Source organism: Thiovibrio sp. JS02, from assembly GCF_053485635.1.
Map to the genome: position 1 here is coordinate 2,820,624 of NZ_CM130715.1, position 17,125 is coordinate 2,837,748.

The 17,125-nt window shown below is 63.4% G+C and carries 22 protein-coding genes and 1 pseudogene; all 23 read right to left on the bottom strand.

Features of this window, described 5'->3' with window-relative positions; all coding sequences use genetic code 11:
- Positions 1–55: 55 nt before the first annotated feature.
- The 23 genes and pseudogenes from ACUUL3_RS12935 to ACUUL3_RS13045 all read right to left on the bottom strand — a co-directional run bounded on the left by ACUUL3_RS12935 (position 56) and on the right by ACUUL3_RS13045 (position 17,110).
- Positions 56–1,021 carry a GPW/gp25 family protein gene (locus tag ACUUL3_RS12935; RefSeq protein ID WP_448551993.1) on the bottom strand — a complete coding sequence of 322 codons (966 nt, stop codon included), beginning with the start codon at positions 1,019–1,021 and terminating at the stop codon, positions 56–58.
- Entirely contained in the window at positions 991–1,881 is an 891-nt protein-coding gene (locus ACUUL3_RS12940; protein WP_448551995.1) for a hypothetical protein, read from the bottom strand. The genes ACUUL3_RS12935 and ACUUL3_RS12940 overlap by 31 nt, the downstream gene beginning before the upstream one ends.
- Before the next feature lie 12 nt (positions 1,882–1,893).
- The gene (locus ACUUL3_RS12945) at positions 1,894–2,904 is read right to left on the bottom strand and encodes a YfaP family protein (protein ID WP_448551997.1); all 1,011 of its coding nucleotides are present in this window, start codon (positions 2,902–2,904) and stop codon (positions 1,894–1,896) included.
- Positions 2,901–3,209, bottom strand: a complete 309-nt coding sequence (locus ACUUL3_RS12950) for a hypothetical protein (protein WP_020886740.1) — start codon at positions 3,207–3,209, stop codon at positions 2,901–2,903. The genes ACUUL3_RS12945 and ACUUL3_RS12950 overlap by 4 nt, the downstream gene beginning before the upstream one ends.
- 10 nt (positions 3,210–3,219) lie before the next feature.
- Positions 3,220–3,483: a PAAR domain-containing protein gene (locus ACUUL3_RS12955; RefSeq protein WP_448551999.1), complete on the bottom strand. Its 264-nt coding sequence runs from the start codon at positions 3,481–3,483 to the stop codon at positions 3,220–3,222.
- Complete coding sequence (locus tag ACUUL3_RS12960) at positions 3,480–3,851, bottom strand: hypothetical protein (protein WP_448552001.1); 372 nt, start codon at positions 3,849–3,851, stop codon at positions 3,480–3,482. The genes ACUUL3_RS12955 and ACUUL3_RS12960 overlap by 4 nt, the downstream gene beginning before the upstream one ends.
- Positions 3,852–3,863: 12 nt before the next feature.
- Positions 3,864–4,913 carry a phage baseplate assembly protein V gene (locus ACUUL3_RS12965; protein ID WP_448552003.1) on the bottom strand — a complete coding sequence of 350 codons (1,050 nt, stop codon included), beginning with the start codon at positions 4,911–4,913 and terminating at the stop codon, positions 3,864–3,866.
- Positions 4,906–5,325 carry a DUF1353 domain-containing protein gene (locus ACUUL3_RS12970; RefSeq protein ID WP_448552005.1) on the bottom strand — a complete coding sequence of 140 codons (420 nt, stop codon included), beginning with the start codon at positions 5,323–5,325 and terminating at the stop codon, positions 4,906–4,908. The genes ACUUL3_RS12965 and ACUUL3_RS12970 overlap by 8 nt, the downstream gene beginning before the upstream one ends.
- A complete protein-coding gene (locus tag ACUUL3_RS12975; protein WP_448552007.1) occupies positions 5,322–5,696 on the bottom strand; it encodes a YcbK family protein in 375 nt (124 codons plus the stop codon). The genes ACUUL3_RS12970 and ACUUL3_RS12975 overlap by 4 nt, the downstream gene beginning before the upstream one ends.
- The gene (locus tag ACUUL3_RS12980; RefSeq protein ID WP_130958189.1) at positions 5,689–6,972 is read right to left on the bottom strand and encodes a phage late control D family protein; all 1,284 of its coding nucleotides are present in this window, start codon (positions 6,970–6,972) and stop codon (positions 5,689–5,691) included. The genes ACUUL3_RS12975 and ACUUL3_RS12980 overlap by 8 nt, the downstream gene beginning before the upstream one ends.
- A gap of 66 nt (positions 6,973–7,038) precedes the next feature.
- On the bottom strand, positions 7,039–7,329 hold the full coding sequence (locus tag ACUUL3_RS12985; protein ID WP_013219047.1) for a LysM peptidoglycan-binding domain-containing protein: 291 nt from the start codon (positions 7,327–7,329) through the stop codon (positions 7,039–7,041).
- Positions 7,326–7,796: a CIS tube protein gene (locus ACUUL3_RS12990; RefSeq protein ID WP_011366981.1), complete on the bottom strand. Its 471-nt coding sequence runs from the start codon at positions 7,794–7,796 to the stop codon at positions 7,326–7,328. The genes ACUUL3_RS12985 and ACUUL3_RS12990 overlap by 4 nt, the downstream gene beginning before the upstream one ends.
- Positions 7,797–7,799: 3 nt before the next feature.
- Positions 7,800–8,111, bottom strand: a complete 312-nt coding sequence (locus tag ACUUL3_RS12995) for a DUF7768 domain-containing protein (RefSeq protein WP_448552010.1) — start codon at positions 8,109–8,111, stop codon at positions 7,800–7,802.
- A gap of 2,444 nt (positions 8,112–10,555) precedes the next feature.
- Positions 10,556–11,755, bottom strand: a pseudogene (locus ACUUL3_RS13000) (phage tail tape measure protein); the annotation flags it as partial.
- Positions 11,756–11,898: 143 nt separating this feature from the next.
- On the bottom strand, positions 11,899–12,576 hold the full coding sequence (locus tag ACUUL3_RS13005) for a T4 family baseplate hub assembly chaperone (RefSeq protein WP_448552012.1): 678 nt from the start codon (positions 12,574–12,576) through the stop codon (positions 11,899–11,901).
- Between the two features lie 15 nt (positions 12,577–12,591).
- Complete coding sequence (locus ACUUL3_RS13010) at positions 12,592–13,038, bottom strand: phage tail protein (protein WP_227501130.1); 447 nt, start codon at positions 13,036–13,038, stop codon at positions 12,592–12,594.
- 30 nt (positions 13,039–13,068) lie between these two features.
- On the bottom strand, positions 13,069–14,598 hold the full coding sequence (locus tag ACUUL3_RS13015) for a phage tail sheath C-terminal domain-containing protein (protein WP_448552015.1): 1,530 nt from the start codon (positions 14,596–14,598) through the stop codon (positions 13,069–13,071).
- 2 nt (positions 14,599–14,600) lie between these two features.
- A complete protein-coding gene (locus ACUUL3_RS13020; RefSeq protein ID WP_028577512.1) occupies positions 14,601–14,858 on the bottom strand; it encodes a hypothetical protein in 258 nt (85 codons plus the stop codon).
- Between the two features lie 12 nt (positions 14,859–14,870).
- Entirely contained in the window at positions 14,871–15,419 is a 549-nt protein-coding gene (locus ACUUL3_RS13025) for a hypothetical protein (RefSeq protein WP_448552017.1), read from the bottom strand.
- 59 nt (positions 15,420–15,478) lie between these two features.
- Positions 15,479–15,964, bottom strand: a complete 486-nt coding sequence (locus ACUUL3_RS13030; protein ID WP_448552018.1) for a hypothetical protein — start codon at positions 15,962–15,964, stop codon at positions 15,479–15,481.
- Positions 15,954–16,313, bottom strand: a complete 360-nt coding sequence (locus ACUUL3_RS13035) for a hypothetical protein (protein WP_448552020.1) — start codon at positions 16,311–16,313, stop codon at positions 15,954–15,956. Before ACUUL3_RS13035 ends, ACUUL3_RS13030 begins: the two co-directional genes overlap by 11 nt.
- A complete protein-coding gene (locus ACUUL3_RS13040; RefSeq protein WP_015721246.1) occupies positions 16,300–16,764 on the bottom strand; it encodes a hypothetical protein in 465 nt (154 codons plus the stop codon). Before ACUUL3_RS13040 ends, ACUUL3_RS13035 begins: the two co-directional genes overlap by 14 nt.
- Entirely contained in the window at positions 16,751–17,110 is a 360-nt protein-coding gene (locus ACUUL3_RS13045) for a hypothetical protein (protein WP_448552022.1), read from the bottom strand. Before ACUUL3_RS13045 ends, ACUUL3_RS13040 begins: the two co-directional genes overlap by 14 nt.
- Positions 17,111–17,125: the final 15 nt, after the last annotated feature.

The following is a 17,125-nucleotide window of genomic DNA, read 5'->3' on the forward strand; positions in this document are numbered from 1 at the left end:
TCGCCACGCCGGTTACTTACCGGAAGGGACCTGGATGTGTCGGAGGCGGGATGCCTCAGAGCGGGCCGCGCAGTTGCCAGACGGGATTGGGCTGCCCGGAGGTGTTGTTGAGGTAGTGGGATTCCTTCTTGCCCTCGAAATAGAACAGACCGATGCGGCCCGGCTCCAAGGTGGTGATCCGGTGAACGGTGCCAGCGGCGTTGTCTTCCGCCTGACTCTGGGTGTCGAAGCCCAGACCGCTCGCGGCCAGATAGAGGGCGTGCTCGGCTTGGGGCGCTTCGGTTTCTGGCGCTCCCTCGAAGACCAGGTAATGGCCGTGATTGTCACCCGGATCGCTGACGATCCATTTGCCGTTGCGGTCCTGAAAGGCTCCCTCGATGTAGGCGATCTCGTATTCTCCGGCTGGCCAGATGAAGGAATCGTCCGGATCGGGACTCATTTCGGCCGCGTCGAACCAGAGCAGATTGAACAGCGAGCGCACGTCCGGCGACAGGCGCACGCTGCGCACCGGCGGTGGTTCCGGATCGGGTTCGGGCTCTGGGGGTATTTCAGGCTGGGGATAGCTGGGCGCGGGATTGTTCGGGTCTTCTCTGTAGAAGGGATAGACCAGGTTGCCGTCCACCTGGCTCTGGATCACCCGGTAGGCGATATGTACCAGCAGCAGGTTGCCGTCGATTTTCAGCGGCCGGTCGTCGAAGCGCACCTCCGTGATGATCACCCGCTTTTCCCAGCGCTTGATGGCGTCGATCACGTAATGGCGCAGCAGGCCCTTGAGCACCTCGTCGTTCTGTTCGAACACCAGATCCTTCAGCCTGGAGCCGAACTCCGGATTCATGAACCGTTCGCCGATCCGGGTGCCGAGGATCTGCAGGATGCTTTCGCGGATATGTTCGTGCTCCCGCGAGGTGGCGGTCGAGACCTGGGTGCCGCCGGATACCGACTGAAACCGGAACGGGTAGCGCAATCCCTTGCCGAGAAAGTCATAGCTCATCAGGTACGCTCCTCGCAGTCGATGCCGCACTGTCCCGAGCAGCCATTTTCCAAAGTGTCGTCGTCGACGGCTTCTCCCTGGAACCGGATCACCAGATCCACACCGCTCTTGAGCCCCAGGTGGATGGTTCCGTCCGCCTCGATCAGCCCGCCGTGGCCGGACTGGCCGCACTGGAATCCCTTGGCTCCCCCGGAAAGCAGACGGATAGCGATGGTTTCACCGATGCCCTCGATACGGCCGATGCCGATAATGTCGATTGGCCCGGCCGGATTGATCAGGGTGATAAACCGCTCCCGGTGATCGACGTCGAGACGGATGTCCTCGGGCAGAACCACCGCGAAGCGTTCCGCGCCCATGGCGGTCGGCTCGATCCCGGCGGGCAGTCCGCTGATACCGGCTGCCTCCTGGGTCGCGCTCAGATAGGACTCGACCAGGGTGTAAAGGCGTCCCGGGGCGACCTCGACGGCCGTGCCGGGTCCGGGGGTGACGACCTGCTGCTCCCCGGCGTCGATGACGCAGATTCGCTGATCGTCAGTGGTCCGCAGGATCATGCCGTCGGGCAAGGTGAAGAGCCGGTTGCCGTCCGGCAGATCCCGGGGTTCGGTGCCCGCAGGCAGTTCGACGAAGGGATAGAAATCGGGCTCCGGCTCGACCTGTACCTGATCCAGATACTCCTGCGTCCTGGCCTGCTGGGCTTCCAGATAGGCCTGGGCCTGGCCGCGCATCGCCTCCGAGGCGGCGTGACCGGCCTCCAGCAGCGTGCGGATGCCGGAAAGCTCCTCACGGATGCCGGACAGGTGATCGCAGAGCGCCCGCAGCACATACTGCTGCTCGCCGGAATCGGTCTGTTCGATGGTGGCCTGCAAGTCGGTGGGTTCTTCGGAAATCATCGACAACCTCCATTACATGCCGACATTGGCGGGTTGGGATTGATAGCTCATGGCGTTGACCGCCGTCACTGTTCCGGTCGCGCCGTCGATTTCGAACACGGTCCAGACCGTGCCGGGGGCGTTGGGAACGGTGAAGGTCTGCTCACGGCCATCGCTCAAGAACACTTTCACCGATGCTCCGGACTGCGCCAGGCCGGTGCTCGGATTGACATTGCGGTTGGTGTAGTCGTGGACCGCGTAGCGGTAGACGCCGGGAATGAGCCGATGGATGGTGATGGTCTCCGGCCCGTAGGAACTGGTGTCGTCCACGTCCAATTCCGCCGCCTCGTTTTCGATGGTGTGGGAATAGAACACATGGAACCTGCCGCCCGATGGCGTCGGTCCGGTGAGATGGGAATCGAGATCCCGGGGGTTGAGCCCCCACTGCAACACGATGCGGGCGACCTGGCCGATGAGTTCGGGCGAGAGAACGATCTGGATGTCGCCGGAGGTGTTGGGGTCGGCGTTCACCCAGCCATGCCAGGCGATGTATCCCGGCGCGGTGACCTCCACGTAATAGAACCCTTCAGGTACGGACAGCTCAAACCCGCCATAGGCGTTGGCGAAGGTCTGGTACGCAGCCGGGCCGGATTCCGAGCGGCGGAATTCGATCAGCGCGTTGCCGACGCCGCTGGTGTTGAGGGCGTTGACCACCATGCCACTGAGAAAGACCGATGCTCCGCTGGCAAAGTCCGGGTGGTCGGCGAACCAGGACGGATCGCGGACCTCCACCAGTACATGGCGGAGGCTGTCCAGGACCGAGGATCGCCAGACCATGAGCACGGCGTTGCCGATGGTCCAGCCGCAGCGAATGACGCCATCCGGCCCGATCTCCGCGACCTCCGGATTGCTGGAGGCAAAGACCGGGACGTTCACGTCGCCGCGCAGGGAGAGCGGAATCCGTTGCTCGAACTCGCCAGCGGATAGGCGGATGGAGCGAGGCTGTACCTCCCAGTGGCTGTAGTCTGGCGCGGTATCGGTCATGAAGGAACCTCCACCGGTGCGGAGACGCCGCCGCCATAGACCTCGACCTGGACGTGACGCAGGCTGAGCCGCTCGGGCGAATCCCAGACCAGAATCATGGCCGCCCCGGGAACGAAGCCGCATTCGACATTGCCGTCTTCATCGACACTGGCCACGTCGGGATTGGACGATTCGAACACCGGCGCTTCGGGTAGACCACGGATCGAGAGCGGAATGCGCTGGACGAATGGGGATCGCGAGACCCGGATCAGTTTCGGAAAGACATCCCAGTAGTGCGGTTCCTGTGGCTGTTCGAGATTGTTCATCGCGTCCCCCTCAGTTGTCGATGGTGTCGGGACTGCCGGTGACGATGATGGCTCCGCAGGCGGTGATGTCGCCGATGCGGGCGTTGGGCAATCCTTCGGTGATGGTGTCGAAGCTGCCGGTCACGATGGGCGTCACGCCATGTCCCGGGATGGGACAGACGTGCAGATCCCCCATACGGGCCACCGGCATGCCGTTGTCCAGCGTCCGGCTCGCCCCGGTGATGATGACGCCGCCGTGGCTGCTGATGTCGCCAAGTCGAGCCTGGAAGCTCATGGGTTCACCTTCAGCAGCAGATGGATCAGAAAGCCGACGAGTCCGCCGATGGTGCTGCCGATGGTCAACACCAGGCCGACGATCTTCCACATGGTCTCGGTCCCCATCTTGGAGCCGACCCGGGCATGCAGCCGGTCGATCTCCTCGGCGTGCCGGTGCAGATCGGAATAGATCGAGCGAACCAGCACCTCGACGTTTTCCTTGTCCGATTTCTTCTCGATTTCGCGCTCGATCTTCTCGAGGCGATCCTGGATTTCCCGGCGGTGGTTTTCGAGGATGCTGCGGAATTCCTCCCGCCAATGCTCGAATGTCCGGGCCAGCAATTCCTCGCTGGCCGAGAGTCCGGAGGGCGTTGTTCTTTCTCCCATGCAATGCTTCCTTCAGGTGTTGATCAAGACGGTGTTCGTCGAGCGAATGATGATGTTTCCGGCCACCCCATCCATAAACACGAGGCTGCCGGACTTGTCGGTGGCGCTGATGCTCTCCTGGCCGGGCGCGGCGTTCATGCGCACAACCTGACCGGCCTTGTCGGTGAGCCGGATCTGTTCGGCGGCAGCGGTGGAATCGACGAGGATTTCCTGGGTGCCGTTGAGCCCCCAGATGTGAACCTTCTCCCGGCCCTTGGTGGTGTCGATGAGGATCTTCTGCCAGCGGGAGCGGCCCTTGTCGCACGAGAGGATGTGGACCTTCTCCTTGTCCTGCCAGGCTTCGAGGGTCACCTGCTGGCGGCAGAGGTCGGTGAGCTGGATGCGGGCGCGGGAGCCGACGATCTGCGAGTCGATGTCGAGCTGGTCGCCTTTCTCGGCGTCCTTCGTGCCTCGCCGCAGGGCGTTGCCGCTCTGCATTTCCGGCTTCACCTTCCCTTCCATGGTGAGGATCTGTCCGGCGCGGTCGATGATCCGCAGCAGCTCGTCGCCGTCGCGGTCATCGGCCAGGATGGTGTGGCCGGTTTCGGTCTTGAGCAGGACCTTCAGGCGCGGGCAGTAATACGGCGGATGGCCGTGGTACTTCTTGTGTTCGAGATCGTCATGCCGGTAGGCCTGATGCTCGACCTTGTCCTCGCAGTCATGGCAGAAGGCGTTCGCGCAGGTGCGCTTGGATTCCTCGGGCTGTTCGCCGGGATTGCTCTTGGCCAGCCAGACCCCGGTCCAGATCGGATACTGGACGCCGCCGCCCTCGAACTCTGCCCAGACCGAGGCCCCTTCCTCGGGGATCAGGAACATGCCGGTGTCGTCGTTGCCGCCGTAGGGAAAACAGGGCGCGGCCCATTCGGACCAGTTCTCCCGCCCGCTGCCGAGCACGGCGGGGATTTCCAGCCGGACCCGGCCGAGGCGTTCGGGGTCGTTGTTGTCACGCACGAAGGCTCGGTACTTGCCGTACCAGCGGTTGCGGTAGCGCTCCTCGGATTGACGGTCGCGGGTTTCAAGCATGCTCCGCCTCCCGTTTTCGACTGGCGTCCCAGGCCAGCCAGCCGCCCAGGCGAACCGCCCAATACATGACCTGGCGTTTCCACAGAGGCACGCCCAGGGCCGCCATCAGTTCAAGAAAGAGGCGGTCGGCCGCAAGCCGCGAGACCTTGCCGGTGTGGTAGAGGTAGTCGTGAACGACGGCCGCCGGGGAATATCGGCCCCAGGGCGGCACCACGCGCCAGAACAGGCGCGGCACCGAGGCGAAGTCGGTCTCGAACCCAGCGGGCACTTCGATGATGCGGCCAGCGCCGGTGCGGACACGGAACGGCTGGGTCAGCCTCGCGGTCATTCCATTGGGCAGGATCTCCACCCGAAGCGGTCCGGAGAGACCCAGCGCGGTGCCGGAAAACAGGGTCTTGGTTTCGGCGCTCATGATCGCCACCTCGCCTTGCCCGACTGGCGCACGTCGAGATGGACCCAGGAGGCGTAGACGCCGATGCCGCCCTCGCGGAAGAGCGGGATCTCCTCGGCGATGACCGCCAGTTCCTCGGGCGAAACGCCAGCGGGACAGCTCACGTCGGCCGCCATGCCCAGCGTGTGGAAACTATGCTCCGCGCCGCCCACCGCCTTGTTGTGTCGGTTGCAGCGAAAGCCGCTGGTGATGGACAGCGGTTTGCCAATGCGGTCGCGCAGCGTCTGCAGGGCGTCGACCAGGTCGGGATGGACCGCAGCCGAATGGCCGCAGCAGTTCGTGCCCTTGCAGGCGAATTCCGAACGGTTGAAATTCTTGCTGAGATCACCCATTGCCGCCTCCTTGTGTGACCGCGCCGGAATCCGCGTCGATGGTCACCATGGCTGGCGGCTCGTTTTGCGGCGTGGGCGGGGCCTCCTTGTCGTTGGGTTTGCCCTGGGACTCGGCGGACTTGTCGCCCGCGCCCTTGCCGAGGGCGTTCTTCTTGAGTTTGAGTTCGCAGAGATAGCCAGCGCCGCTGATGCTGTGGCGGACCGAGTGGCAGTAGTAGATGCCGGAAAACTTCCGTCCCACGCCCTTGATCTCGACGTTCTTCTTGGCGCGTAGCTGGGGAATGCCGATGGTGGCGGCGTCCGCTTCGACCTGGCGCAGCTCGGCCTCGCGGAACTTGCCTTCGGCGCTGTCCTGGGCGGGCTCCTGGCGCGGCTCTTCGTGAAAGCCTTCGGAACGGTCGAAGCTGGGCACGATCTGCCCCGTCTCCTGTTCCTTGAAGCTGCCTTCGCCGGTGTTGCCGTCGACCAGATAGGTCTGCTTGCCCAGGGCCGTCCGTTCGGGCGTGGTGGCGTTGTTGGCCTTGTGCTCGACCACGTCCTTCTTGCGCGGGTCGACGCCGACCGTCTTGGTCTCGACCCCCGCGCCCTTGGCTCCCTGGGATTGGGTGCTGGGGCGGAACGAGCGCAACAGGCCCTTGGTATCGGTGAAATATTCGAGGGTCAGAAGTGGTGTCTGGTCGAGCTCGCGGGGATGGAAATGGAGTTCGTCGTCCTGGATATAGAAGACATAGCCGCTCACGCCGTCGCCATCGCGGTCGCGGGCCTTTTCCGCCAGCTCCTTGAGGAACTGGGCGTCCGAGATGTTGCTCTGGGTGACGCGGAGATGGGTTCCCTTGGTAGCCGTGACCACCGGCGTGAGGCCGTTGGCGGCGGCGACTTGTTCGGCGATTTCCGAATAGAGGATGCCGGGAGCGGGTTTCTGCCAGACCTTCTGGTTTTCCTTGCCCGCCAGTTTGAAGCCCTTGTCGTAGGCCTTGATGCGGATGGTCGGATCACCGTTTTCCGGAAAATCGTAATCGATGTCCTTGATGACCGCCTTCTTGCGCGGGGAGAGGTTTCCCACGTAGCCGAAGCGGGCCACGATCTCGTTGCCTTCCTGGAACAGCGGATCGTCGACGAACTGCAGGTTGCGGTCGGTCACCGACAGCTCGAGAACATCCAGCTCTTCCTCGTTGTCGGTGAAGACGAACGAGGTGATCTCCTGGGTGATGTCCTTCGAGAGGTCTTGCCCCTCGATCTGAATCAGAAATGTCGGTTTGAAGGTATCCAGATCCATGCGTCTCTCCGGTGGTTCGCAGTTCCCTGCTTACTTACCGGAAGGCATGGCGAGGTGTCGGACGCTTCAGTCGAGCAGGCGCATCTGGACGTGTTCGCGGGAGGGAATGCGCAGCGCCAGACCCGGCTCGAGCGCCAACGGGAAAAAGAGGTCGTTGTAGTCGCAGATGATCCACCAGAGCCTGGCGTCACCCAGATAGCGGTGCGCGAGCAGATCCAGGCGGTCGCCCTCGACCACGGTGTGTAGGCGGTCGTCGTGTCTGGGGGTGGTGTCGATGCGCTGGCGCATGCCGAGGGAGGTACCGTCGCTGTCCCGGTAGAGAAGGCAGCGGGCGTATCGGGAATTGCGGCCGATCATGAGCGCACCTCCGACCAGTTGATGGAACGGTCCACATATTCCTCGAGGACGATGTCCACCTCGGCGCGTTGCGGCAGCAGGTTGTCCCGGTCGAACAGGCCGAAGAAACGCGCCTTCACCTGCCGGACGATGCAGGTCACGCCTGGGTAGAGATCGCCGAAAATGAGCAGTACGCGGTGCGGCGCGTTCTTGAGCATGGTTCCGGCGTGTTCCGGATATTGCAGCGAGCGGAGCCAGTCGACCTTCTGTTTGACCGGCCCCTTGAACAGCTCAACCTTGAAGGCGATCCGGCGTGGTTCCCCGGCGACGTACTGGTAGCGCGGGTGGCTCATGCCGGGGATCTTGATCGTCGCGTAGTCGGTCGACTTCTCGTCGCTGATGGAGTTGGGGTTGTACTGGAATTCAAGCCGCTCCCCCGTGTCGGCGTCCACCAGATATCCCTTGATGGGCTGTTGATCCCAGGCCATTGCTTACACCTCGGCGATCTCGAGGATCGGCTTGCCCAGTTGTCCGGCCCGGTCGAGTTCCCGCCGCATACCGCTGGAAATACCGTTACCGGTGAACGCCCACACCTCGTCGCAACATTCCATGTAGGCCAGACCGCAGGCTATGCCCGTCTCCCGCTGCTCGTGAACGCTGTCATCGGTAAAGGTTGGATACAGCAGGTGCGGCGCGAACGGCGCGTGACCGTTTCTCATGACCCGACGGCAAAGCGCCTCGGCGACCTTCACGTTTCGGGCTATGTCACCCGCGAACGGGCTGCAGACAAAGATGCGTTTCATCGGTCCTCTCAAAGTGTTTCGTAGTTTCTGATCTTCCGCTCGCGAAGGTCCTTGTAGACGGCCTCGGCCACCTTCCGGCCATCGATGTTGGTGGTCACGCTCAGTTCCACCGGGCGGTCGGCCAGGCCATCGAGGCGCGAGAGCAGCGATTCCAGCAGTTCGCGCAGCCCCGGACCGGCTTCCTCTGCCCGCAGGGGTGTCGCTGGAGCGGTGCGGGCCGGAGCAATCAACCGTTCGGAGGGCACCGTCTCGGTCAGTCCGGATTGCAGGGGCTTCGCTATCGGGGTCGGCGCGGCCGTCTTGGGCCGCTCGATCCCGCCCGGTGCCAGTGAGGCGTCTCCTCTTACTGGTGCCGGTTCCACCGCCAACGGCTGGGTATAGGTCTTACTTACCGGCTCGATGGCCGCCGCGACGGTCTGCACGGTGCCGTTCATCGGTTGCGGAGGCGGTGCGGCCGTGGCCATGACCGGCTGGAGCATCAGCATGGCGCTCAGGGCCTTGGGCACCAGGCGCTCGTCCAGACGCGGCACGAGACTGAGCACGCTTTCGATGATGCGTTGCCCAATCGATTCGGCGGGCGGCGCAGCTCCGAGCGGTTGCTTCTGCTCGGCCACCTGCGGAATCGGGGTCTGGACTCCCAGCATGGCGCGAGCGGAAGAGAGCAAACCGTTGGCGATCCCGGCGCTGCGATCCTTGAGTGCCTGGATGCCCGTGCTCGCGCCGCTGGAAAGCCTTTGCCAGAGGGATTGCCCCTCTGTACCGGCACTGGCAAAGATTCGGCCCACAGCCCCGGGGACGGCAGACAGCGTGGCAACGATCCGGTCGCGGACATTGACGGCTCCCGTGGCCAGCGCGTCCCAGGCATTGACTCGGGGCGGCTTGATCGCCAGCTCGGGCGTGTCGCCAAACAGGGATTGTTTGAGACCGCCGAAAATGGCACCGGCCTTGGCCGCGACGGTTTGTGCGCCGGAGGTCAGACCATCCCAGAGTTTTCCGGCCATCCGGAAGGGAGCCGAGGCGGCGTCCATGAGGTTTCCGCCTGCCGTTTTGATCTGCTGCCAGGCTCCCGCAGCGGCCGAGAGAATCCCGCGAGCGGCGAAACCGAACACTTTCGCAGGCAGCGACTGGGTAAGGCTCATGCCATCGGCGAGGGTCTTGAGCAGCGCGGAGCCGGAGGCGGTCAGGCTGGCGAGCGGTCCCTCACGGGCATCGGAGAACGGCAGCAGATTGCGCAGCTTGCCCAAAGCGTTCTTGAGCATGGTGAAGGGATAGGTCACCGCCGACCAGATCCCTTCGCCAAGGGTGATCAGTAGCTTCTTGCCCGCCTCGAAAAAGGTGGTATCCCCGGCGAAGAAGGAGCGCACGGTGGCAAACAGATCCCGCAGGGTGCTGATGATCGGCAGATTCAGAATCGCTTGGCCGATCTGTCCGGCGGCGTCAGCCACCAGGCGTCCGATGGAGGTGAAGATCCCGGAAATGAAATTCCAGACACCGACCACCACATCCCGCGCCCAGCGGAACGGGGTGGCAACAAAATCGTAGACCGCGCCGCCGATGGCCTTGAGACCGTCCAGCAGGGAAATGTCGCCGGTCAGCACCTGCCAGACCGCATAGACGATCTTTCCGGCGGCCACGAAGGCCTCGCCGATCATGCGCACGGGCAACAGGAACTTGTAGATAAACTTGGCCGCTCCGACCAGGGACCCGACGATGACCTTGCCGACCCAGACCACGCTGCGCACCACCACCGCCAGGGCTCGGACGATGAGCGACAGGTTCCAGGCCACGATCTTCAGCGCGAATGCCAGCCCCTGAAGAAGCACACCGGCGACGGTGCCGATAACCGTGCCGAAGGTGCGCCAGGACGACCCATCGGTGGCGCTGGCGGCCACGCCGAAGATCTCCACCACCGAAAAGACCGCGCTGGCCAGCGCCGCATAGGCGCTCATCAGGGTGCGGACGGTCGGTTCGAGGATGGCGCGGATGCGGCCAAAGGCATGGGAGAACGCGCCCCACAATCCGGCCATGGCCTCACGAACCCGGTAATAGGCCTTGAAGACGGTGACCACGAAGCCCAACAGCCCGGCGGATTCGAGCTTCTGGGCCAGTTCGGCCGACATCTGCCCGACGCCGCCGCTGAGAGAGCCCACCAGCTCTCTGACCCCCCGGAACACCAGCGAGACCTTGTTCCAGGCCCCGGTGATGATCTCCTGAATGCCGCCGAAGTTGGTTTCCCAGGCGCGTTTGAGCAGATACACCGACAAGATCACGCCCGCGATGATCGCGGTGACGGGCAAGAAATAGGTCGCGACCGCCGAACCCACTCCGGCGAGCGCGGCGCTGATAGCCACGAACCCGGCCTTGATGGCTGGAAGCATGAGTCCCACCATGCCCACGGCGGCGGTGACGGCTCCAGCCACGACCAGAATGGTGCCGAGGGCCATGGATAATCCAAGGACTACCCGGGTCACGCCCGGCATCGATTTGGCCATGCGTTGCAGGAACAGAATGAAGCGGGAGACGCCATTGATCATCGGGGTGACCACCGGTAGCAGAGTGCGACCCAGGATTTCGCTGAGGTTGGCCACCTGCTGGCGCAGGAGCAGAAACCGGGCTCCGATGTCCTGGTTCATGGCGTCGGCCATCTGTTCGGTGACCGCCGTGCCGGTCTTCATGGCTCGGCCCACCGACTGGATATTGCCTTCGAGGCTCTCCATGCCCGCCGACATCTGCAGCAGGAACTTGACCGCCTCGTCGGAACCGAAGGCCTTCTTCAGCTTCACCTGGGCGGCGGCGTTGGAGAGATCGGGGAACTGGCGCTTGATCTCCTGCAGGATGGGAACCACGCCCTTGAGACGGCCACTGGTGTCGGTGAAGGACAGGCCAAGCTCGTCACCGGCCTCGGCCGCCTTCATGATGAACGCCTTGTACAGCGTGCCCGCCTCGGAGCCGGGCATGGTGGTCTGGAGCTGGCCGAGCACGGCGAGCTGCTCGTTCAGGGGAATGTTGCTCGCGGCCGCCACCGCGCCGATGTTCTTGATGGCGTCGGCCATCTGGGTGCCGTTGGTCTTGAACGAGGCCACGGTCTGCGCCATGGCTCCGGAAAAGGCGGTCGCCCATTCCATGTCGTTCATGTCGGCCATGATGGGCTTGAAGATCCCGTAGGCCGTGGTGAAGGTGCCAACCATCTCCTGGGTGGTGGCCTTGGTCGCCTTGGCCGTCATGGCGGCCATGGAGGTGAAGACGCCCACCGCCTCGTCGCTGAGGTTGGACAGGGCCGATTTAACATCGTAGGTGGCGCTGATGAACGCAGCCTTGTCGGCACCGGACCACTGGTTGGTGAAGGATTCTGCGGCGTCCTCGATGGCCCGGAGGTCCTGCACGCCGAGGGACGCCAGCTCGCCCAGGGCCTTCTGGGTAGCGGCGGTGGAGGCGACCAGGGCGGCGGGCACCGCCATCAGGGCCAGTCCCGCCCCCAGCATCATGGTGCCTTGCTGGATGCGGTCCAGGTTGCGGGTCATCCGCTCACTGGCATCCGCCACGGTGGAATCGAGGTCCATCATGGAGCCACGGATGCGCTGCGCGTTCTGCGAGAACGCATCCTTCATCGATACCACTATGCCCAGTCCGAGATCGCCGTTCATCTATCGCCGTTCCGTTTGCTCACGTTCAAAATCAAGTTGCCGCTCGAGGGCCTCGACGAACTGACGCCGGACCCTGAGCGGCAGCGAGCGGGTTTCCGACCAGCCCCAGTGCAGTCCGCCGTAAGCGAGAAAGAATGCGTCGCTTACAAGCGAACTCCGGGGAACAAAAAAGCCGGTTCTGCCTCCAGACGGGTGCGGATCTTGGTGCCGCAGCCATCGCAATCGGTCTCGACCGAGGTGTCGATTCCCGCGTCGACCCGCGACATCTCCTGCCGCAGCGCGTTGCGGTCGCGCATCGACATTTCCGCCAGGCTCTTCTTGGAGGGAGCCTTGCCGTCGATGTCGAGGACGCGGATGAGCATGGCCGAGGTGATGTTGGGCTCGCGCAGGCTGGCCAGACGCTTTTCCTTGTGGCCGTCGAGATATCCGAAGCGCACGGTTTTCTTCGAGCCGGGCAGCTTGAAGGCGAACTCCCGCTCCTCGCCGTAGGGGGTGACCTTGAGATCCTCGAGATTGATGGTCACGAAGTTGCTCATGCGGCAGGCGCTGTTCGGACAGCTCAGCTCCAGCTCCACCTCGTCGCCGAGGGAAATCTGGCGCAGGCGGACCAGGGCGAACAGCCGGTCACCCGAGAGCAGGTTCATCACCTCGGCGAGATCGGGATCGGTCTTCTCGCCCAGCCGGACGAAACAGTTGCGGAGCACCTGGTTGATCGCCTCTCCGGAACGGATTAGGCGCTGGTTGGTGAGCAGTTCTTCCTCGGCCCCGGTCATTTCCCGAAGCTCGAGTTCAGTGCCGCTTGGCAGTTCAAAGCTGTACATGGTCGATCCTCCGGTTTAGGTCCAGTATTGGAAGCAGATGGTGAGCTTCTCGATGGTGTTCTCGGTGTTGCCGCCTTCGAGCTCGTCGTATTCGAGCGCCTTCACCCAGGCCCCGTGCAGGGTCCAGCGGCGAGTCTCGTTGCCGGTGCGGTCGTAGCGGACAACGTCGATGTCGCGCATGTAGTCGGCCGGAAGGCCGCCGGTGACGGCGTTCACGTCCACCTGTTTCTTGATCCATTCGCGGGCCGCCTCGTCGGAGCCGTCCTGCAGGGTGCCTTTCTCGAGGGTGATGTCCTCGAACTTGACCCGGCCCGCCACCTTCTGGTCGAACATCGAACCGGCCGGGGCAAAGGCCACTTCCTCGAATTCGGTTTTTGGCTCCTGTCCCTTGTGGAACAGGGCCACGTCGAAGCCATTTACCTCGATGGCGAATTGCCAGTTCTGGTAAAGGCTCTTGGGCATGTTTCCGCTTCTCATAGCCGTGTTCTCCCGTTAGAAGATTTCTTTGAAGTCCGCGCCGGTGCTGGTCAGGATGAAGTTCAGCTCAATGAACTCCGCCGTCTTGGTCGGCTTGACGAACACGCGGGCCACCATTTCGTTGCGGTCGATGACCGCCGGGGTATTGGTCTCCTCGTCGCACTGGAATGCGAAGTCGTAGAGGCCACCCTTGTCCTTGATGTCCTGCAGGAAGGGGTTGATCAGGCGGCCGAGGGCACGCCAGGTCTGGGGATGGTTCGGCTCAAACACCACGAAGCGAGAGGACTCCGAGATGGCTTCCTCCATGTACATCATCAGGCGGCGTACGTTGATGCGGTCCACGGCAGAGGGCTGGCTCTGCAGTGTCTTCTGCCCCCAGATGTTGATGCCGGTGTCGGGGAACACGGCGATGACGTTGACCCCTTCCGGATAGAGCACATCGCGCTCACCACGGCTGGTCTTGTAGGCCAGGGAGAGCGTGTTAAAGATGCGGCCACGGTCGATACCGGCGGGCGCGTTCCAGACGTTGGTCTTCTGGTCGCTGCGGGCGATGCAGCCCGCCACCGCGCCGCAGGGAGGCACCAGCTTCTTGCGCGAGTTGACCGGATCGCTGATCTCCAGCCAGGGGTAGTAAAGCGCCGCGTAGGAGGAGTTGAAGGCCGCGTGGCTGTACATCCCTTGTCCCTTGCGGAAGTCGACCGCTTCGAGCGGCTCCAGGTGCATGGGCGTGTCGGCGATGAACAGCAGATCCTTGCGCCCCTCGGCATAGGCGATTCCGGCGTTGATGACCGGCACCGTGGTGACGCCGGGGACCATCAGCAGGTTCAGGGCGTCGATCTCGTCAAAGCCATAGAGGCCGGTATGCTGCGAGGGATCGCCGATGAAGTCCGCATCGGCCAGATCGGCCAGTCCGTTGTCGCCGCCGGTGAGCGTGAACACGCCCAATGCCGGACGGTCGCCGGGCGTTCCCATTGCTGCGGCCAGATCCTGGACCAGGATGAAATCCGAGCGGTCGTTGATCGCCAGCTCCACATGGTTGGGCAGCGTCTCGTCCATGCTCAGATCCTTGAACACCTCGACCACATCGCCTTTGTGACGGACCACCAGGTTGAAATGGTTGGCCAGGTCAAGGGAGCCGTCCTCGATGGAGACGGAGAGTCGGTCGCCCCAGACGCCTTCGTTCACGGCCTCGATCCGCAGGGCGTCGGCGGGGGTCGCCTCCCGGTTCTGCAGGACGACGGATGCCTTGAGCGCCGTCAGGGTGTCACGGTCGGTGGGATCGGTGAGATGGGCGATGCGGGTGACGTAAAGGACCGAGCCGCCGTTGTCGAAAAACGCCCGGGCGGCGTAGGCCAGATAGCTCTCGTTGATGTAGGAGCCGAAACGGTTGATGAACTGTTCCCAGCTCGTCACCAGCACCGGCTTGTTGATCGGACCTTTCTCGGCCACCCCGACCATGGCGGCCGACGAGGTCGAGATCTGCTTCACATAGAAACTGAAGTCCGTTTCCCGGGTGTAAATCCCGGGCGATAGATAGGTCGGCATGGTTATTTCCTCCGCTTGCTGGTGGTCTTGGCCTCATCGGCTGCGGCGTCATCGGTTGCCGTGGGCTTTTCCGGCTCCGGTTCCGCGCCGCCGGTCAGGTCGGTGATGCGCACCAGGCCGCGTTTTCCGGCGGTCTTGATCTCGGCGGAGAGGTCCTTGCGGGCGATGCTCTTGCGCTCTCGCGGCCCGAGGTGGAGGGTTCCCTGGCCGGAGAGGTTGAACGTCAGGGGTTGGAACTGCAGGTTTCTGATCTCGATCACGGTTGTTCTCCTTTACGGTTGAATGGTTCGTTGCTCTGTCACGTCGCCGTGAAACTGGAAGGTCCGGTCCCGGATCAGCCGACCGTCGCGCAGGTCGCCGTCGTACACCGGGCAGGATTCGATGCGGATGCGTCCGGAGCTTTGCCGGAGGTTGGAGAGGTTCACCCGGGCCAGGCCGCCCAGAGGAACCAGTTCGGTAAGGTTCAGGCTGCCCTGGTCGGCGATGGCGATCTCCGGGTGAAGCTGGAGGAACCGCGATACCGATTCGTGAAACCCGAGCAGTTCGGCCTCCCGGTCCACGGTCACCACCAGGTCGAAATCGAGGTGATAGAGCCGGGGAAACCGGCACTCCTCGAAACTCAGCTCCGCGACATTCTTCTCGAACAGGCGGCTCTGGCTGCGGCGGAAACGGTCTTCCGTCAGCTTCGGCCCCTGGAGGATGACGCTGGGGGTACGCTGGACCTCGAACAGGTCATCCGGAAACACCAGCACGGTGTCCGGATGGATGGCCTGCTTGGCCAGGCGGATCAGGGTTTCTGTGACGGTCTGTATCGTGATCAAGGGACGCCTCCGTTTTCTGCCTGGTTACTTACCGGAAGCGCTGGCGATGTGTCGGAGGCTCAAAGCGTGGAGCGGATCGCCTCGCGATAGTTCTGGAGGATTTGCTCGCGGTACTTCTCCATCACCGGATGCAGAAAGGGTCTGGCGGGGATGACGATGGTCGCGCCGTTCGGATGTTTGATGGTGGCCCCGTACTCCATGACGGCACCAATGTTCACCATGTCTTCCCCGTCCTTGTTGACGGTGCCGCGCAGCAGGCCGACGAACGCCTTGTCGGCCATGATCTTCTGGGTGATGGCGTTGACGAGAAAGCCGGTGTCGATGAGCGCCTTGCTGGAGCCTTTGCGCTCGATGGTGCTCTCGGCGAGTTTCACGAAGGCCTGCCCGCCCGGGGCCTGGGAGCGAATCCCCCGCTGGATCTCGCGCACCAGAAAAAGGGCGTTGCGGATCGTGGCCTGACGCAGGGCCGTGGCCAGGCGCGGCCCCATGCCGGTGGTCAGCTTGGCGCGGGCCTTGTCCCAGTCACCGGTCCGCCTAACGCCCATTGAGCTTCACCAGTTGCAGGTTCTTGTGAGTGACGGTCCCGAAGAAGTGTTCTTCTTCCACACTCTGTATGCGATAGGTTTCCCGGTCTGCGGCCAGGCGGTCTTCACCCCGGACATCGGCATCCGGAAGGACGCAGGCGAGCGCGTCGATCTTGCCGCTCAGCTCCTCCGGCGGGGTTTCATTCAATTCAAGGGGGATGACAGAGATTTCCGCGTATTCGGCATCGTCGGTGCCGTAGAGCCGTTCGCCGGGAACGACGCGCAGGACGCGGGCGGTCTGGCCGGAGGAGAGGATCAGGCGGGCAACGTCGGCCACGGCTTCGGCGCGTTCCCGCTCATTCAACAACATCGAGATCGATCCCTTGTTCATAGATGACCGGCGTAAGGCCGCTCGGAGTCAGGATGTAGGCTTCCTGGTCGAGCTGGGTGGCCGGACGCAGCTCGGTGAGCCGCTGGCGGTAGTCGGCGAGCAGATCGGCTTCGAGCTTGGCCCAGTGGCCGGGCTGACCGGTTTTGTCCACTCGCTTGTCGCCGCTGGAAAAGGAGAAGGCGTTGGCGGTGGCGGAACGCATGACCTGGCAGGCGTGGATCTGCGCCATGATCACCAGGAGCTCGCGGACCTCGCCGGTGGGATCGGGGGTAATCTCTCCGGCCGTGATCGTCAGCGATTGGTCGAGGTCACGGCCGACACGGAAAACGGCCTTCCGGACGCATCTCTCCAGAGTCTGGTCCTCGAAGAGAGATGCGCCCGGATCGGACAGGTCGAGCCGCAGGTCGGCGATCAGGTCACTCAGCAGCACCTTGCAGACCCTCCAGACGGCTCTTGAGCGCGTCGATCACCGTGCGGCGTTTCTCGGTGTCCATGTAGCCTTTGAGGGTTTCCGGATTGGCTTCCTCGTTGACCCGGGAGATGGCGTCGGTGGCGGAGAGCTTGCTCAGGTCCACCGGTTCCGCGTCCTGATCTGGCTCTGGAGAGGCGAGCGGTTCCTGCTTCGGTTTGTCGGCCATAGCCAGGCGGCCGTTCTTGAGCGCCGCCTGGATCTGCTTGGTGAGGCGTTCCACCTCGACCACCTGACCGGGCTTGAGCTTCAACCCGGCGTCGGGGATCACCAGAACGCCGGGACGGATGTTCTTGATTCGATTCATGTCACATCACCTCCC